The organism is Pseudomonas sp. NMI542_15 (assembly GCF_021283425.1).
GTDB lineage: Bacteria > Pseudomonadota > Gammaproteobacteria > Pseudomonadales > Pseudomonadaceae > Aquipseudomonas > Aquipseudomonas fortuita.
The window spans coordinates 409,598-426,739 of sequence record NZ_JAJSRO010000003.1 but is presented as its reverse complement, the minus strand read 5'-3'; the positions used below and the strand labels follow the sequence as shown (position 1 = coordinate 426,739).

Below are 17,142 nucleotides of genomic sequence, written 5' to 3'. Positions count from 1 at the left end.
GACCGGTCCCCGGCAGCAAGCTTTCAATGAGTGAAAGCAGGCCTTGTGCGCAAGGCCTGCGAAAACAATTCCAAAATTTACGGCAAATACTCATGAGCAATTATACAGAAGCCGGCCGCCCACCCGATGTGGCGGCCGACGCAGGCAACACCCAGCGCGGCAAGGGCTTGGCCAAAGGCCGCTTGGGCCTGCTGGCCAGCGTGGTGCTGGGCATTTCCACCATCGCCCCGGTCTACACCCTGACGGGCGCCCTCGGCCCGACCGTGCGCGAGGTGGGTGCCCACCTGCCAGCGGTGTTCATCGTCGGCTTCCTGCCGATGCTGCTGGTGGCCCTGGGCTACCGCGAGCTGAACTCGGCAGAGCCGGACAGCGGTACTTCGTTTACCTGGTCGGCGCGTGCCTTTGGCCCGATGATCGGGTGGATCGGCGGCTGGGGGCTGGTGGTCGCCACCACCATCGTGCTGTCGAACCTGGCGGGTGTAGCCGTCGACTTCTTCTACCTGTTCCTTGGCCAGATCACCGGCAAGCATGAGCTGGCAGCATTGGCCGACAATCTGTTGATCAACATCAGCACCTGTTGCGTGTTCATCGGCCTGGCCGTGTGGATCTGCTGTCGTGGCATCGCCACCACCATGACCGTGCAGTACGGCCTGGTGGCCCTGCAGTTGCTGGTGCTGATCGGCTTTGCCTTCGCCGCCTTCGGCGGCACCACTGCGCCGCCACCGCTGGCGTTCGATTTCGCCTGGTTCAACCCGTTCGGTGTCGAGTCGTTCTCGGCCTTTGCTGCCGGGCTATCGCTGTCTATCTTCATTTTCTGGGGCTGGGACACGTGCCTGACCGTCAGCGAAGAGTCGGTGGGCAGCGAAGAGGTGCCGGGCAAGGCTGCCACCTGGACCGTTATGTTGATCCTCGGGCTGTACCTGTTCACCGCTATCGCCACTCTGCAGTTTGCCGGTATCAGCGAAACCGGGCTGGGCCTTAACAACCCACGCATCCAGGAGAACGTCTTCGCCCACCTGGCCGGCCCGGTCATGGGGCCGCTGGCGATCCTGATGTCCATCGCCGTGCTGGCCAGCACCGCGGCGTCGCTGCAGTCCACCTTCGTGGCGCCGGCGCGGACTCTGTTGGCCATGGGTTACTACGGTGCGGTACCGCAGAAGTTTGCCAGCGTCTGCCCGCGTTCGCAGACCCCGCGCTACGCCACCATCTGCGCTGGCCTGGCAGCAGGCCTGTTCTACGTGACCATGCGTACCCTGAGCGAGAACGTGCTGGCGGATACCATCACCGCGTTGGGCATGATGATCTGCTTCTACTATTCCCTGACCGCGTTCGCCTGCGTCTGGTATTTCCGCGACAGCCTGTTTGACAGCCTGCGCCACTTCATCATGCGCGGCCTGTGCCCGTTGACAGGTGGGGTGATCTTGTCGGTGATTTTCGCGCGCACCGCCATCGACAGCGCCTCGCCGGACTTCGGCAGTGGCTCGCATGTGGGCGGGCTGGGGCTGGTGTTCGTGATTGCCGCGATCATCTCGGTGCTCGGCATCGGGCTGATGATGCTGTCGCGCATGCGCGCGCCGGCTTACTTCCTGGGGGCTACCCTGCGTCAGCAGGCTACCCTGCCGCTGCAGGAATGACTGGAAGGGGTTGCTCTGCAGCCCATTCGCGGGACAAGCCCGCTCCCACAAATACTGCGCCGACATTGAAGGCAGCGGTTGTCCTGTGGGAGCGGGCTTGTCCCGCGAATGGGCCGCAAAGCGGCCCCATCGTTTTCAGCCAACCAACTGTTTCAGCAAGGCCCCGTGGCGCTGCTGCTGTTTCTTCAGCACCAGGCGATTAGAACGGAACACCGACTTCAAATCTTCCAGCGCGACGTCGAAATCATCATTGATGATCACGTAGTCATACTCGTCGTAGTGCACCATCTCGCTCACCGCTTCCTTCATGCGCCCAGCGATGATCTCTTCGCTGTCCTGCCCACGGCCGTCCAGGCGCTGACGAAGGGCTTCCTGGCTTGGCGGCAGGATGAACACCGACAATGCCTGCGGCATCAACTTGCGCACCTGCTGGGCGCCTTGCCAGTCGATTTCCAGGATCAGGTCATAGCCCTGGTCCAGGGTGTGCTGCAGTGCACTGCGCGAGGTGCCATAGAAGTTGCCGAACACTTCTGCATGCTCCAGGAAGTCGCCTTGCTGGATCAGCGCCTTGAACTCCTCATGGACAACGAAGTGGTAGTTCACTCCGTGCTCCTCGCCCGGGCGCATGGCGCGGGTGGTGTGCGAGACCGAGACGCGGATTTGCTGGTCGTCCTTGGTCAGGGCCGTTACCAGGCTGGTCTTGCCGGCGCCCGAAGGGGCCGAAACGATGTAGAGGGTGCCGCTGCTGTGGTTCATGGTCGGGGTGGCCTTACTCGATGTTCTGTACTTGTTCACGCATCTGTTCGATCAATACCTTCAGGTTGACCGCCGCTTGCGTACTGCGTGGGTCGAAGGCCTTGGAGCCGAGGGTGTTGGCTTCGCGGTTGAGTTCCTGCATCAGGAAGTCCAGGCGCCGGCCGGCGGCGCCGCCACCCTTGAGCACCCGACGCACTTCGGTGACGTGGGTGCTGAGGCGGTCGAGTTCCTCGGCCACGTCGCTCTTCTGGGCCAGCAGCACCATCTCCTGCTCCAGGCGCTGCGGGTCGAGTTCGGCCTGCATGTCGCCGAAACGGTCGAGAATCTTCTGCCGCTGCGCCGCCAGCATCTGCGGCACCAGGGCGCGCAGGGTGGTGACTTCGCTGGTCATGTTGTCCAGGCGCTCGTTGATCAGCCGGGCCAGTTCCTGGCCTTCGCGCTGGCGGCCAGCCTTGAGTTCGGCCAGGGCTTCGTCGAACAGTGCCATGGCCTCGGCGTTCAGCGCCTGTGGGTCGCTGGTGTCTGCCACCAGCACGCCTGGCCACGACAGCACTTCCAGCGGGTTCAGCGGTGCCGGCTGCTTGATCAGGCCGGCCACTTCCTCGGCGGCGGCGACAAGCTGTGCGGCGCGCTCGCGGTCTACCTTCAGCGGCTTGCCGTTGCTGTCTTCATTGAGGCGCAGGGTGCATTCCACCTTGCCCCGTGAAAGGCCCTGGCGCAGGCCTTCGCGCACGGCGCCTTCGAGGTCGCGCAGGGCCTCGGGCAAGCGCAGGTGGGGTTCCAGGTAACGGTGGTTGACCGAGCGCAGCTCCCAGATCAGGGTGCCTTGGCTGCCGGCGCGCTCGACACGAGCAAAAGCGGTCATGCTGTGCACCATGGGGAGTACCTCGCGTAGATGTATGAACGGTGGGAGCCTCTCGGCTGCAAGGCGCAGGATTGTAGCGCAGTGGGGCCTCGGCGCCCAATCCACCCATGTTACAGAGGGGTGGCCACGGCAGTCGGAAAAGGCGACGGGCTGTGTCGGGCGCGACAATAGGCATGTCTTCCCCGCGCTGCGGGCTCTATAATGCTCGGCAGATTCAAAGTCCCAGTACAGGTATCCCAGATGAAACGTCCAAGTGGTCGCGCCGCCGATCAGCTCCGCTCGATCCGCATCACCCGCAACTACACCAAGCACGCCGAAGGGTCGGTACTGGTCGAGTTCGGTGACACCAAGGTCATTTGCACGGTCAGCGTGGAAAACGGTGTGCCGCGCTTCCTCAAAGGCCAGGGCCAAGGCTGGCTCACCGCAGAGTACGGCATGCTGCCGCGTTCCACCGGCGAGCGTAACCAGCGCGAAGCCAGCCGTGGCAAGCAGGGTGGCCGCACCCTGGAAATCCAGCGCCTGATCGGCCGTTCGCTGCGCGCTGCGCTGGACATGAGCAAGCTGGGTGACATCACCCTGTATGTCGACTGCGACGTGATCCAGGCCGATGGCGGCACCCGTACCGCGTCCATCACCGGTGCCATGGTCGCCCTGTGCGACGCCCTGGCGGTAATCAAGAAGCGCGGTGGCCTTAAGGGCGGCAACCCGCTCAAGCACATGATTGCTGCCGTGTCGGTAGGCATGTACCAGGGCGAAGCCGTGCTCGACCTGGATTACCCGGAAGACTCCGCTGCCGAAACCGACCTGAACGTGGTGATGACCAGCGCCGGTGGCTTCATCGAAGTGCAGGGCACCGCTGAAGGCGCGCCGTTCCAGCCGGAAGACTTCAACGCCATGCTGGCGCTGGCGCAGAAGGGCATGAACGATATCTTCGAGCTGCAGCAGGCGGCTCTGGCTGACTGACTGTTTGGGGCCGCTGCGCGGCCCATTCGCGGGACAAGCCCGCTCCCACAAGATTTGTACAGCTTTCCAGCCATGCATGAATCCTGTGGGAGCGGGCTTGCCCCGCGAATGGGCTGCGCAGCAGCCCTGGCATGCTCCCACAAGCTTTGTACAGCTTTCCAGCCATGCATGAATCCTGTGGGAGCGGGCTTGTCCCGCGAATGGGCTGCGCAGCAGCCCTGGCATGCTCCCACAAGATTTTTACAGCTTTCCAGCCATGCATGAATCCTGTGGGAGCGGGATTGCCCCGCGAATGGGCTGCGCAGCAGCCCTGGCACTCAGATGGTCAACGTCCAGTCATAATCCACGATAAGCGGCGCATGCTGGGAGAAGCGCGGCTGACGCGGCAGGCGGGCGTTGCGCACGAAGCGGCGCAGGCCCGGCGTGAGGATCTGGTAGTCGAACCGATAGCCCAGGTTGAGCATCTCGGCCTGCTCGTTGTCTGGCCACCAGCTGTACTGGTCACCTTCACGGCTGACTTCACGCAGGGCATCGACGTAACCCATCTCGCCGGTGATCGCATCCATCCAGGCGCGTTCCGGCGCCAGGAAGCCCGGCGACTGCTGGCTGTCACGCCAGTTTTTGATGTCGAGCTTCTGCTGCGCCACGTAGAACGAGCCGCAATAGATGTATTCGCGACGCTTGCGACGCTGTTTGTCCAGGTACTTGGCGAAGTCGTCCATCAACTTGAACTTCTGGTTCAAGTCTTCGTCGCCGTTCATGCCCGAAGGCAGCAGCAGGCTGGCAATACTGACTTTGTCGAAATCTGCTTGCAGGTAACGCCCGTAGCGGTCGGCTGTCTCGAAGCCCAGGCCGGTGATGACTGCCTTGGGCTGCATGCGCGAGTAAAGGGCCACACCACCTTGGGCAGGCACCTCCGCGTCGCAGGCATAAAGGAAATAGCCATCGAGCTGGAAAGCTGGGTCATCGAGTTCAAAGGCCGAGGCGCGGGTATCCTGAAGGCAGATGACGTCGGCATTCTGGGCTTGTAGCCAGCTGAGCAAACCACGCTCGGCCGCAGCCTGAATGCCATTAACGTTCACACTGATGATCCGCATAAATGGCCCCAAAAATCTCGTGCGTGTATGATACCCGAGCTCAACCCATTTAGCTAAATCCGTGGTGTCCGGGACTATTCATGCAGCCGTATCAGCGCGACTTTATCCGTTTTGCCATCGATCGCGGGGTACTGCGTTTCGGTGAATTCACCCTGAAATCGGGGCGTACCAGCCCGTATTTCTTCAATGCCGGCCTGTTCAACACCGGTTCTGCATTGGCCGAGCTGGGGCGGTGCTATGCCGCAGCCATCGTCGACAGCAAGATCCCGTTCGATGTGCTGTTCGGCCCGGCCTACAAGGGTATCCCTTTGGCGGCGACCACCGCCGTGGCCCTTGCCGATCAGCATCAGCTCGATGTGCCATGGTGCTTCAACCGCAAGGAAGCCAAGGACCACGGCGAAGGCGGCAGCCTGGTTGGTGCGCCGCTGGCCGGTGATGTGCTGATCATCGACGACGTGATCACCGCCGGTACCGCCATCCGCGAGGTCATGCAGATCATCAACGCCCAGCAGGCCAAGGCCGCTGGCGTGCTGATCGCGCTGAACCGCGAAGAGCGTGGCAATGGCGAACTGTCGGCGATCCAGGAAGTGGAACGCGACTTCGGTATCCCGGTGGTCAGCATCGTTTCGCTGACCCAGGTGCTGGAGTTCCTGGCCGATGACCCACAGCTCAAGCAGCACCTGCCGGCTGTCGAGGCTTACCGGGCGCAGTACGGGATCTGATCCTGGCCTGGAAATGAAAAAGGCGACCTTCACATGAAGGTCGCCTTTTTTGTGTCACCTGTTCCGGCCCTTTCGCGGGTGAACCCGCTCCCACAGGATCTCCACAGCCCTCAAAGGCGGTGCTATCCCCTGTGGGAGCGGGTTTACCCGCGAAGAGGCCGGTGCAGGCTAGCCAATCACTCAGCGCGGCTTTCGGTTGGTAATGAGGGTACCCACGCCGCTGTCGGTGAAGATTTCCAGCAGCACCGCGTTCGGTACGCGGCCGTCGATGATGTGCGAGCTGTTCACGCCACCCTGCACCGCATCCAGCGCGCACTTGATCTTCGGCAGCATGCCGCCGTAGATGGTGCCGTCGGCGATCAGTTCGTTGACCTGCTCGGTGGTCAGGCCGGTCAGTACCTGGCCCTGTTTGTCCATCAGGCCGGCGATGTTGGTCAGCAGCATCAGCTTCTCGGCCTTCAGCGCCTCGGCTACCTTGCCAGCCACCAGGTCGGCGTTGATGTTGTACGACTCACCGTTGGCGCCCACGCCGATCGGCGCGATCACCGGGATGAAGTCACCCTTCACCAGCATGTTCAGCAGGTCGGTGTTCACGCTTACCACTTCGCCCACGTGGCCGATGTCGATGATTTCCGGGGTGGTCATCTCGGGCGTCTGGCGGCTGACGGTCAGCTTGCGGGCGCGGATCAGTTCCGCGTCCTTGCCGGTCAGGCCGATGGCGCTGCCGCCGTGGCGGTTGATCAGGTTGACGATGTCCTTGTTGACCTGGCCACCCAGCACCATCTCCACCACGTCCATGGTCGCCGAGTCGGTGACGCGCATGCCGTCGATGAAGTGGCTTTCGATCGACAGGCGCTTGAGCAGGTCGCCGATCTGCGGGCCACCACCGTGGACCACCACCGGGTTGATGCCCACAGCCTTCATCAGCACGATGTCACGGGCGAAGCCTGTTTTCAGCTCCTCGCTTTCCATCGCGTTGCCGCCGTACTTGATCACCAGGGTCTTGCCGACAAAGCGGCGGATGTAAGGCAGTGCTTCGGACAAAACCTCGGCTACATGGGAAGCGGCATCGCGATCGAGGGTCATGCAGGGCTCCTGTAAGGAACAGATAGTCGGTCAGAACGGCAGTTGCAGCTCAGGCTCAACCCGCAGCAACTGGGTACGGAATACATCCTTGATACGTTGCAATTCGGCGTCGCTGTCGGCCTCGAAGCGCAGCACCAGCACCGGGGTGGTGTTGGAGGCGCGGACCAGGCCCCAGCCGTGGGTATAGTCAACCCGCACACCATCGATGGTGGTCAGGCTGGCTTCGCCCCAATCGGCGTCGCGTTGCAGTGCATCAATGATGCTGAATTTACCCTCGTCGGTCACATCAATATTGATTTCCGGCGTGGAAATATCGTTAGGGAAGGCGGCAAACAGGTTTTCGGCGCTCTGTCCGGCCTTGCTGAGGATCTCCAGCAGGCGCGCGGCGCTGTAGATGCCGTCGTCAAAACCGTACCAGCGTTCCTTGATGAAGATGTGACCGCTCATTTCGCCGGCCAGCAGCGAGCCGGTCTGTTTCATCTTCTTCTTGATCAACGAATGGCCGGTCTTCCACATCAGTGCGCGGCCGCCATGCTGTTCGATCAGCGGGGTCAGGCGACGGGTGCATTTGACGTCGAAGATGATTTCGGCGCCGGGGTTGCGCGCCAGCACGTCCTGGGCAAACAGCATCAGCAGGCGGTCCGGGTAGACGATGCTGCCGGTGTTGGTCACCACGCCGACGCGGTCGCCGTCACCGTCGAAGGCCAGGCCGATGTCGGCGCCGGTTTCCTTGACCTTGGCGATCAGGTCTTCGAGGTTTTCCGGCTTGCCCGGGTCCGGGTGGTGGTTGGGGAAGTTGCCGTCGACCTCGCAGAACAACGGGATCACTTCGCAGCCCAGGGCTTCGATCAGCTGCGGTGCGACCACGCCGGCGGCGCCGTTGCCACAGTCCACCACCACTTTGAGCTTCCTGGCCAGTTTCACGTCGCTGACGATTTGCTGGAAATAGCGGTCCAGGATCTCAACCTTTTCCACGCGGCCTTCGGCCAGGGTCAGGTCGTTGGTTTTAAGGCGGGTCAGCAGGGCCTGGATCTGTTCGTTGGCCAGGGTGTCGCCGGCGATGACGATCTTGAAACCGTTGTAGTCCGACGGATTGTGGCTGCCGGTCAGCATCACGCCCGACTTGCCGGCCAGCACATTGGCCGCGTAGTACAGCGCCGGGGTGGGCACCAGGCCGATGTCGCTGACCTGGCACCCGGCATCGACCAGGCCTTTGATCAGCTGTTCGACCAGCATCGGGCCCGACAGGCGGCCATCGCGGCCTACCGAAACCTGCGGTTCGCCCTGGGCCAGGCTTTGCGCGCCGATGGCGCGGCCGATCCAGTAGGCGGTTTCGGCGTGAAGGGTTTTGCCGACCACGCCACGAATGTCATAGGCGCGGAAAATGCTGTCTGGTAGCGCGGCGGGGACCAGGTGGGCCATGTCGTTCATCTCTGGTAGCTCCAATAATCAAAGGTCTGGGCAGGCGCAAACTGACGCTTGGACGGTGCTTTCGCCAGAGAGTTCGCCATCCTTGGCCTGAACGGTCATCTGCCGGCTCAGTGGCTGCCGGAGTGACCAAAGCCACCAGCGCCACGCTGGCTTTCATCGAACGCTTCGACGATGTCGAAATGGGCCTGCACCACCGGCACCAACACCAGCTGGGCGATACGTTCGCCAACGGCGATGGTGAACGGCGTGTTGCCACGGTTCCAGCACGACACCATCAGCTCGCCCTGGTAGTCCGAGTCGATCAGGCCGACCAGGTTGCCCAGCACGATGCCGTGCTTATGGCCCAGGCCCGAGCGCGGCAGGATCACCGCGGCCAGCCCCGGGTCGCCAATGTAGATCGACAGGCCGGTAGGAATCAGCAGGGTCTGGCCTGGCTCGAGGACGGTGTCCTCCTTGAGCAGGGCGCGCAGGTCCAGGCCGGCGGAGCCGGGGGTGGCGTAGGTCGGCAGCGGGAATTCGCTGCCCAGGCGTGGGTCGAGAATCTTGGCTTGAAGAGCGTGCATGTAACTTATTGAACCTGGTTGAGCCGATCGGCGATGAAGGCGACCAGTTGCCGGGCGATCTTGCCTTTGCTGGTCTGCGCGAAGAGGGTCTGGTGCTGCTGGCGGTCGATCACGGTCAAGGCGTTTTCTTCGCTGTTGAAGCCGATGCTGGGGTTGGCCACATCATTGGCGACGATCAGGTCGAGGTTCTTGTCCTTGAGCTTGCGCGTGGCGTAATCGAGCAGGTGTTCGGTTTCGGCGGCGAAGCCGACGCTGAACGGGCGGTCGCTGCGGCCAGCAATGGTGGCAAGGATATCGGGATTGCGCACCATCTGCAGCAGCATGCCGTCGCCGGTCGTAGGATCTTTCTTCAGCTTTTGCGTGGCAACGACTTCCGGGCGGTAGTCCGCGACCGCGGCCGAGGCGATGAACAGGTCACACGGCATGGCCGCTTCACAGGCCGCAAGCATGTCCCGCGCGCTGACCACGTCGATGCGGCTGACCCGGTCGGGCGTTGGCAAGTGCACAGGGCCCGTGACGAGGGTGACCCGAGCCCCGGCTTCGGCGGCTGCTTCGGCCAGGGCGAAGCCCATCTTGCCGGAGCTATGATTGGTGATGTAGCGCACCGGGTCGATGTTTTCCTGGGTCGGGCCGGCGGTGATCAGCACGTGCTTGCCGGTCAGTGCCTGGCGCTTGAAGCTTTCTGCGGCGCACCAGGCCAGGTCGGTGGCTTCGAGCATGCGGCCCAGGCCCACGTCGCCACAGGCCTGGCTGCCAGACGCCGGGCCGAACACCTGGATGCCACGGCTCTTGAGCAGTTCGAGGTTGGCCTGGGTAGCCGGGTCGCGCCACATCGCCTGGTTCATGGCCGGGGCGACGGCGACGGTGGCGTCGGTGGCCAGCACCAAGGTGGTCAGCAGGTCGTCGGCCATGCCTTGGGCCATGCGCGCCATGAGGTCGGCCGTGGCCGGGGCGATCAGTACCAGGTCGGCCCACTTGGCCAGTTCGATATGGCCCATTGCCGCTTCGGCGGCAGGGTCGAGCAGGTCCATGTGCACCGGGTGGCCCGACAGCGCCTGCAGGGTCAGCGGGGTGATGAACTCGGCACCACCGCGGGTCATGACGACGCGCACCTGCGCGCCGTGCTCCAGGAGACGGCGAATCAGCTCGGCGCTTTTGTAGGCGGCAATGCCGCCACCCACGCCGAGAACGATGCGCTTGCGATACAGCCGCTGCATAGGCTTGCCTTTTTCCAGTGAGAGCGGGCAGCGACGTTTGAGATTGCCTGCGGCAGTACGTCGCATGTACGAGGCGAAATAGATTAACACAGGGTCGAAATGGGCCGCAGCAAGGGCAGGGGGGCGGGGATGAATATCAGGGAATGGCCAGCTGAAGAAAGGCCGCGGGAGAAGTTGCTGCAGCGTGGCGCTGGCAGCCTGACCGATACGGAGTTGCTGGCTGTATTTCTCGGTTCAGGTGTGCGCGGGCGTAATGTGGTGGAGCTGTCGCGAGGCCTGCTGGTGAAGTTCGGGAGCTTGCGCCGGTTGTTGGAGGCCGACCGCGAGGCCTTCGTCGGCGAGCTTGGGCTGGGCCCGGTGAGGTACAGCCAGTTGCAGGCGCTGCTGGAAATAGGGCGCAGACACCTTGCGACATCGATTGAGCGGGAATCTGCCATGGACAGCCCGGAAACGGTGCGGCGCTATTTGAAAGCGATGCTGCGACATGAGGCCAGCGAGGTGTTCGGGTGCCTGTTTCTGGATACCAAGCACAGGCCGCTGGCGTTTGAAATCCTGTTCAGGGGCACGATAGATCGGGCGAGTGTCTACCCGCGGGAGGTGGTGCGGCGGGCGTTGCTGCATAACGCGGCGGCTTTGATCCTGTGTCACAACCATCCTTCGGGGAACAGTGAGCCGAGCCAGGATGACGTGCATTTGACCCTGTCGTTGAAGCGGGGGCTGGGGCTGATCGATGTGCGGGTGCTGGATCACATCATCATCGGTGACGGGGAGCCCTTATCGATGGTTGAGCAGGGGTGGATTGTCGCTTAGAGGTGTGCATGTGCCGGCCTCTTCGCGGGACAAGCCCGCTCCCACAAGGTCTGCGCTGCCCTCCAATATGGCGGCGAATCTGTGGGAGCGGGCTTGTCCCGCGAAGAGGCCGGTGCAGGCTTACTTGGTAACCGACACCTTGCTGAAATCCAGCCGCCCGAACGGGCTCACCTGGTACCCCTCAACCCCTTGGCGCAACAGCGTCGCCGCCGTCGGGTGCGCCAGTGGTACCCACAGCGCCTGCTGCTGAATCAAGGTCTGCGCCTGCTGATACAACCGGCTACGCACGCTCTGGTCGTTGGTGGTGCGCCCGGCGCTGATCAGCTGGTCCAGGCGGTTGTCGCAGAAGCGGGCAAAGTTGGTCCCCGACTCGACCGCAGCACAGGAAAACTGCGGGCTGAGGAAGTTGTCCGGGTCGCCGTTGTCACCCGCCCAGCCCATGAACAGCAGGTCATGCTCACCGGCTTTGGCGCGGCGGATCAGCTCGCCCCATTCGATCACGCGGATCTCTGCCTTGACCCCGATCTTGGCCAGGTCGGCCTGCAGCATCTGCGCGCCAAGGCTGGGGTTTGGGTTGAGCAGGCTGCCCGACGGGCGGGTCCAGATGGTGGTGCTGAAACCATCGCTCAGGCCGACCTTGGTCAGCAGGGCCTTGGCTTTCTTCACGTCCAGCGGGTAGCCAGGCAGGTCCTTGGCATAGCTCCAGGTGTTGGGCGGGTAGGGGCCATTGGCGGCCACTGCGGAGCCTTCGAACACGGCCTTGAGGTAGGCCTGTTTGTCGAAGGCCAGGTTGATGGCCTGGCGTACTTCCGGCTTGTCCAGCGGTGGGTGCTGGCTGTTGATGGCGACGAAGGCTGTCATGAACGCCGGGGTAGTGGCCACCTTGAGGCTGCCGTCCTTGCCGGCCTCGGCAATGTCCAGGGGCTTGGGTGACAAGGCCACCTGGCACTCGCCACGCTTGAGCTTTTGCAGGCGCACGTTGGCATCGGTGGTAATGGCGAAGATCAGCGGGTCGACCGCGGGCTTGCCGGCGAAGTAGTCAGGGTTGGCGCGGTAACGTACCACGGCGTCCTTCTGGAAACGCTGGAACACGAACGGCCCGGTGCCGATCGGCTGGTTGTTGAGCTTCTCGGGCGTGCCCGCCTTCAGCAGCTTGTCTGCATATTCGGCAGAGTAGATCGAGGCGAAGCCCATGCTCAGCGTGGCCAGGAACGTGGCGTCCGGGTGGCTGAGGGTAAAACGCACGGTGTTCGGCGCTGGCGCCTCGATAGCCTTGATCAGGCTGCCCAGCTGCAGCGACTGGGCATGTGGGTAGCCACCCGGTGCAGTCTTGTGCCAGGCATGGGCGGGGTAGAGCATGCGCTGGAAGCTGAACAGCACATCGTCGGCGTTCAGCGCGCGGCTTGGCTTGAAATAGGCGGTGGTGTGGAATTTCACGTCATCGCGCAGGGTAAAGTCATACACCAGGCCGTCGGCTGACACCGTCCAGCTGGTTGCCAGGCTCGGCACCACCTTGCCTTGCGCGGCGTCGAACTCCACCAGGCGGTTCATCAGCACGTCGGCCGTGGCGTTGGTGGTGGTCAGTGAGTTGTACTGCACCACGTCGAAGCCCTCAGGGCTGGCTTCGCTGCAAACGCTCAGCGGCGCGGCCTGGGCTGCACCGGCAGCGAACAGCGCGCCGGCGGCGAACAGGGAGTTGAACAATAAGGAAAGGGCGGCAGCACGCATGGTGGCTCCTTGGCTGTCAGTGGCCCATCTGCCAGTGCAGTCTGGAAAAAGCCTACCCTAGTGCGCCCGTCGGTAAATGACCACACCCTTTTTTACAAATGTGGCGACGAGTGGTCGACGGCCGACGGGGCCTGCCGCTATGCTGGCCCGGCGCGTTCTGGCGTGCGGCAATGTGTATCTACTGTTGTTGCAGCCAAGTCTTTCTGGTATAAAGCAGCGCTCTTTTCTAGGGGCTCGGCCTGTCGCATAAGCGGATCCGGTCGATAAGACCTCCAGAATCACGGCGCCCAGGCGCCAAAGACTGAGAGATTAAGCGGCCAACCCATGCCGGGTTGGGCATGTGGTTTTAGAGGGCTGAGTCATGTCGAGAGTCTGTCAAGTTACTGGTAAGGGTCCAGTAACCGGGAACAACATTTCCCACGCAAACAACAAAACCCGTCGTCGTTTCCTGCCGAACCTGCAGCACCACCGTTTCTGGGTTGAATCCGAGAAGCGTTTCGTGCGTCTGCGCGTTTCCGCCAAGGGCATGCGTATCATCGACAAGCGCGGCATCGACGCCGTTCTGGTTGACATCCGTAAAGCTGGCGCCAAGGTTTAAGGGAGAGCATCATGCGTGAATTGATCCGTCTGGTTTCGAGTGCCGGTACCGGCCACTTCTACACCACCGACAAGAACAAGCGCACCACCCCGGACAAAATCGAGATCAAGAAATATGATCCGGTTGTTCGCAAGCACGTGGTGTACAAGGAAGCCAAGATCAAGTAATTGATCGGCGACCTGAAAAAAACCCGCATCCGAGAGGACGCGGGTTTTTTTATGCCTGTCCGGTGCCTTACTTCTGCTCGAACATCACATAGATCTTGCGGCAAGGCTCGAGCACTTCCCAAGTGCCCTTGAACCCGGCAGGGATGACAAACCGATCACCGGCCCGCAGGGTCTTGGCCCCGCCGTCCTGGTCGCGCAGCACCGAAACGCCCTGGACGATCTCGCAGTACTCGTGCTCGGTGTAGTTCACCGTCCACTGCCCCACCTCACCTTCCCAAACGCCTGCGGCAAACTGCCCGCAAGGGCTGGAGTAGTGGTTATAGACCGCTTGGTCTGGCTCGCCCTTGAGGATTTTTTCCGCCGCCGGGCGGTAGCGTTCGGCCTCGGTGATGATCTGCGCGAAGTCGATGATGCTGTCGATTCTCATGGTGCGGCTCCTGTTTTTGTTTAATAAAATGAACATCAGTAGGCGTTTGAGCCTTTCGTGTCAAATATATTGATAGTTTACACCGGCTGGTTTAGGGTATCGCTTGCCAGTGTGCGCTCGTCGCCCGGCCAGAATTCTGACAACGCCTGTGAGTCCTCAGTGCGGCGTTGCACCTAAACAAGAGGAGGAGTTTCGTATGACTACCCTGACCCGTGCGGACTGGGAACAGCGTGCCCAGCAACTGAAGATTGAAGGCCGCGCCTTCATCAACGGCGAATACACCGATGCCGCATCCGGTGAAACCTTCGAGTGCCTGAGCCCGGTCGACGGACGCTTCCTGGCCAAGGTTGCCAGCTGCGACCTGGCCGATGCCAACCGCGCTGTGGAAAACGCCCGCGCCACCTTCAACGCCGGCGTGTGGTCGCAACTGGCCCCGGCCAAGCGCAAGGCCAAGCTGATCCGCTTTGCCGACCTGCTGCGCAAGAACGTTGAAGAGCTGGCGCTGCTGGAAACCCTGGACATGGGCAAGCCGATCGGCGACTCCTCCAGCATCGACATCCCGGGTGCGGCCCAGGCCATTCACTGGACTGCCGAAGCCATCGACAAGGTCTACGACGAAGTTGCCCCGACCCCGCACGACCAGCTCGGCCTGGTGACCCGCGAACCCGTGGGTGTGGTGGGTGCAATCGTACCGTGGAACTTCCCGCTGCTGATGGCCTGCTGGAAACTCGGCCCGGCGTTGGCCACCGGTAACTCGGTGGTGCTCAAGCCGTCCGAAAAATCCCCGCTGACCGCCATCCGCATCGCTCAGCTGGCCATTGAAGCCGGTATCCCGGCTGGCGTGCTGAACGTGCTGCCAGGCTACGGCCACACCGTAGGCAAGGCCCTGGCCCTGCACATGGACGTTGATACCCTGGTGTTCACCGGCTCGACCAAGATCGCCAAGCAGCTGATGGTGTACGCGGGCGAATCGAACATGAAACGCATCTGGCTGGAAGCCGGCGGCAAGAGCCCGAACATCGTCTTTGCCGACGCGCCGGACCTGCAAGCTGCCGCCGAGGCCGCTGCCAGCGCCATCGCCTTCAACCAAGGCGAAGTGTGCACCGCAGGCTCGCGCCTGCTGGTCGAGCGTTCGATCAAGGACAAGTTCCTGCCAATGGTGGTCGAAGCCCTCAAAGGCTGGAAGCCAGGGAACCCGCTGGACCCACAGACCACGGTCGGTGCCCTGGTCGACACCCAGCAGATGAACACCGTGCTGTCGTACATCGAGGCTGGCCACAAGGACGGCGCCAAGCTGCTGGCCGGCGGCAAGCGCACCCTGGAAGAGACTGGCGGCACGTATGTCGAGCCGACCATCTTCGACGGCGTGACCAACGCCATGCGCATCGCCCAGGAAGAGATCTTCGGCCCAGTGCTGTCGGTGATTGCCTTCGACACTGCCGAAGAAGCCATCGCCATTGCCAACGACACGCCCTATGGCCTGGCGGCTGGCATCTGGACGTCGGACATTTCCAAGGCCCACAAGACCGCCCGTGCCGTGCGCGCTGGCAGCGTCTGGGTCAACCAGTACGACGGTGGCGACATGACCGCACCGTTCGGTGGCTTCAAGCAGTCGGGCAACGGCCGTGACAAGTCGCTGCATGCGCTGGAGAAATACACCGAGCTGAAGGCGACCTGGATCAAGCTGTAACTCCAGGGGGCCGCGTTGCGGCCCAATCGCCGGCAAGCCAGCTCCCACAGGTTCTTCGCAGCCCTCAAGGCCTCCGTTATACCTGTGGGAGCCCTGCTTGCCGGCGATGGGCTGCACAGCAGCCCCAACAATAGCCGGGTCGGCTCACGCTGACCCGGCTTCGTCGTTTTTGCTGTTCACGAATTCTGCCTGGGAGGCTGCAATGCGTTGGGGTACCTACTTCGCCGTACTGGCATCGGTGCTGAGTGTCGGGCTGGCGCTCGGCGTGAGCATGCCGCTGGTGTCCCTGCGCCTGGAGGCTTGGGGCTACGGCAGCTTTGCCATCGGCGTGATGGCGGCGATGCCGGCGCTGGGTGTGCTGGCCGGTGCCAGCCTGGCCAGCCGCCTGGCCGGCTGGGTTGGCGTACCTTCTGCGATGCGCCTGTGCCTGTGGGGTGGGGCGCTATCGATCGGCCTGCTGGCCCTGTTGCCTAGCTACCCGCTGTGGCTGCTGCTGCGGCTGATGATCGGCATGTCCCTGACCGTGGTGTTCATCCTGGGCGAAAGCTGGATCAACCAGCTGGTGGTCGAGCAATGGCGTGGTCGCCTGGTGGCGCTGTACGGTAGCAGCTACGCGTTGAGCCAGCTGGCCGGGCCACTGGTACTGGGCTTTCTCGGCTCTGATGACGATTTCGGTTTCTGGGCTGCGACGGGCCTGCTGCTGGTCGCGCCGCTGATCCTGCTGGGGCGAGGCGGTGCACCGAGCACGGAAGCGTGCAACGTGACCTTCGGCGACCTGTTTCGTTTTTGCCGTCGTTTGCCGGTGATCGCCTGGGCCATTGCCCTGTTCGCTTCGTTCGAGGCGATGATCCTGACTTTGCTGCCGGTGTATTGCCTGCAGCAGGGCTTTACCACCGAGATTGCCCTGTTCATGGTCAGTACCGTGGTGGTGGGTGATGCGGTGTTGCAACTGCCCATCGGGGCGTTGGCCGACCATATGTCGCGCCGCACCCTGTTCACCGGTTGCGCGGTGACCCTGCTGGTGTCCAGCCTGGCGATTCCACTCATGCTGCATACCCCGGTGATCTGGCCGTTGTGGGTATTGTTCGGGGCCAGCGCAGGGGGCTTGTTCACCTTGTCGCTGGTACTGATTGGCGAGCGCTACCGGGATGACGCGCTGGTGCGGGCCAACGCCCATGTTGCGCAGCTGTGGGGTATTGGTTGCCTGCTCGGGCCACTGTTGGCGGGGGCGGGGAGCCAGTGGGTCAGCGGGCACGCGCTGCTGTGGCTGATGGCGGCGGGGGCTGCGGGGCTGGTTGTGTTGACCCAGCGGCGTGGGGCGTTTGAACCGGTTTCTGCCTGATGGATTTTGGGGCCGCTTTGCGGCCCTTTCGCGACGCAAGGCCGCT

At 62.8% G+C, this 17,142-nt stretch carries 16 protein-coding genes and 1 pseudogene; 8 read left to right on the top strand and 9 right to left on the bottom strand.

All coding sequences use genetic code 11. The annotated features are described in order from the left end of the window. The first annotated feature begins 92 nt into the window (after positions 1–92). Positions 93–1,634: an APC family permease gene (locus tag LU684_RS07935; RefSeq protein WP_016489822.1), complete on the top strand. Its 1,542-nt coding sequence runs from the start codon at positions 93–95 to the stop codon at positions 1,632–1,634. Positions 1,635–1,769: 135 nt separating this feature from the next. Here the strand turns inward: LU684_RS07935 and gmk are convergent, their stop codons facing one another. Both gmk and LU684_RS07925 read right to left on the bottom strand, forming a co-directional pair. Then, positions 1,770–2,390 carry a guanylate kinase gene (gene gmk, locus LU684_RS07930; RefSeq protein WP_016489821.1) on the bottom strand — a complete coding sequence of 207 codons (621 nt, stop codon included), beginning with the start codon at positions 2,388–2,390 and terminating at the stop codon, positions 1,770–1,772. Positions 2,391–2,403: 13 nt separating this feature from the next. Next, positions 2,404–3,267: a YicC/YloC family endoribonuclease gene (locus LU684_RS07925; RefSeq protein WP_016489820.1), complete on the bottom strand. Its 864-nt coding sequence runs from the start codon at positions 3,265–3,267 to the stop codon at positions 2,404–2,406. A gap of 228 nt (positions 3,268–3,495) precedes the next feature. Here LU684_RS07925 and rph point away from each other — a divergent pair, with 228 nt between their 5' ends. Then, the gene (gene rph / locus LU684_RS07920) at positions 3,496–4,218 is read left to right on the top strand and encodes a ribonuclease PH (RefSeq protein WP_016489819.1); all 723 of its coding nucleotides are present in this window, start codon (positions 3,496–3,498) and stop codon (positions 4,216–4,218) included. A gap of 317 nt (positions 4,219–4,535) precedes the next feature. Here rph and LU684_RS07915 read toward each other — a convergent pair whose 3' ends face one another. Then, the gene (locus LU684_RS07915; RefSeq protein ID WP_003253401.1) at positions 4,536–5,315 is read right to left on the bottom strand and encodes an exodeoxyribonuclease III; all 780 of its coding nucleotides are present in this window, start codon (positions 5,313–5,315) and stop codon (positions 4,536–4,538) included. 80 nt (positions 5,316–5,395) lie between these two features. On the opposite strand from LU684_RS07915, the gene pyrE reads away from it, so the two are divergent. Then, complete coding sequence (pyrE, locus tag LU684_RS07910) at positions 5,396–6,037, top strand: orotate phosphoribosyltransferase (protein WP_003253405.1); 642 nt, start codon at positions 5,396–5,398, stop codon at positions 6,035–6,037. Positions 6,038–6,217: 180 nt separating this feature from the next. On the opposite strand, the gene argB is transcribed toward pyrE, so the two are convergent. From argB to coaBC, 4 genes and pseudogenes are all read right to left on the bottom strand, one after another. Then, positions 6,218–7,123: an acetylglutamate kinase gene (gene argB, locus LU684_RS07905; protein ID WP_004575216.1), complete on the bottom strand. Its 906-nt coding sequence runs from the start codon at positions 7,121–7,123 to the stop codon at positions 6,218–6,220. 30 nt (positions 7,124–7,153) lie between these two features. Then, a pseudogene (locus LU684_RS07900) lies at positions 7,154–8,521 on the bottom strand (phosphomannomutase/phosphoglucomutase); the annotation flags it as partial. Positions 8,522–8,661: 140 nt separating this feature from the next. Next, entirely contained in the window at positions 8,662–9,117 is a 456-nt protein-coding gene (gene dut, locus LU684_RS07895; protein ID WP_016712700.1) for a dUTP diphosphatase, read from the bottom strand. Between the two features lie 5 nt (positions 9,118–9,122). Continuing rightward, the gene (coaBC, locus tag LU684_RS07890) at positions 9,123–10,334 is read right to left on the bottom strand and encodes a bifunctional phosphopantothenoylcysteine decarboxylase/phosphopantothenate--cysteine ligase CoaBC (protein ID WP_016489816.1); all 1,212 of its coding nucleotides are present in this window, start codon (positions 10,332–10,334) and stop codon (positions 9,123–9,125) included. A 129-nt stretch (positions 10,335–10,463) separates the two neighbouring features. Here coaBC and radC point away from each other — a divergent pair, with 129 nt between their 5' ends. Then, positions 10,464–11,144, top strand: a complete 681-nt coding sequence (gene radC, locus LU684_RS07885; RefSeq protein ID WP_023048208.1) for a RadC family protein — start codon at positions 10,464–10,466, stop codon at positions 11,142–11,144. Between the two features lie 120 nt (positions 11,145–11,264). Here radC and LU684_RS07880 read toward each other — a convergent pair whose 3' ends face one another. Further along, a complete protein-coding gene (locus tag LU684_RS07880) occupies positions 11,265–12,872 on the bottom strand; it encodes an ABC transporter substrate-binding protein (protein ID WP_016489814.1) in 1,608 nt (535 codons plus the stop codon). Between the two features lie 361 nt (positions 12,873–13,233). Between LU684_RS07880 and rpmB the strand changes: the two genes are divergently transcribed. Then, positions 13,234–13,470 carry a 50S ribosomal protein L28 gene (gene rpmB, locus LU684_RS07875; protein ID WP_003253504.1) on the top strand — a complete coding sequence of 79 codons (237 nt, stop codon included), beginning with the start codon at positions 13,234–13,236 and terminating at the stop codon, positions 13,468–13,470. Between the two features lie 11 nt (positions 13,471–13,481). Then, positions 13,482–13,637 (top strand): 50S ribosomal protein L33, encoded by a 156-nt coding sequence (gene rpmG / locus LU684_RS07870; RefSeq protein WP_003253507.1) that lies wholly within the window; start codon positions 13,482–13,484, stop codon positions 13,635–13,637. Between the two features lie 67 nt (positions 13,638–13,704). Here the strand turns inward: rpmG and LU684_RS07865 are convergent, their stop codons facing one another. Next, entirely contained in the window at positions 13,705–14,064 is a 360-nt protein-coding gene (locus LU684_RS07865; RefSeq protein ID WP_016489813.1) for a cupin domain-containing protein, read from the bottom strand. Positions 14,065–14,260: 196 nt separating this feature from the next. Between LU684_RS07865 and LU684_RS07860 the strand changes: the two genes are divergently transcribed. Further along, complete coding sequence (locus LU684_RS07860) at positions 14,261–15,754, top strand: aldehyde dehydrogenase (protein ID WP_016489812.1); 1,494 nt, start codon at positions 14,261–14,263, stop codon at positions 15,752–15,754. Between the two features lie 202 nt (positions 15,755–15,956). After that, positions 15,957–17,096 carry an MFS transporter gene (locus tag LU684_RS07855; RefSeq protein ID WP_016489811.1) on the top strand — a complete coding sequence of 380 codons (1,140 nt, stop codon included), beginning with the start codon at positions 15,957–15,959 and terminating at the stop codon, positions 17,094–17,096. Positions 17,097–17,142: the final 46 nt, after the last annotated feature.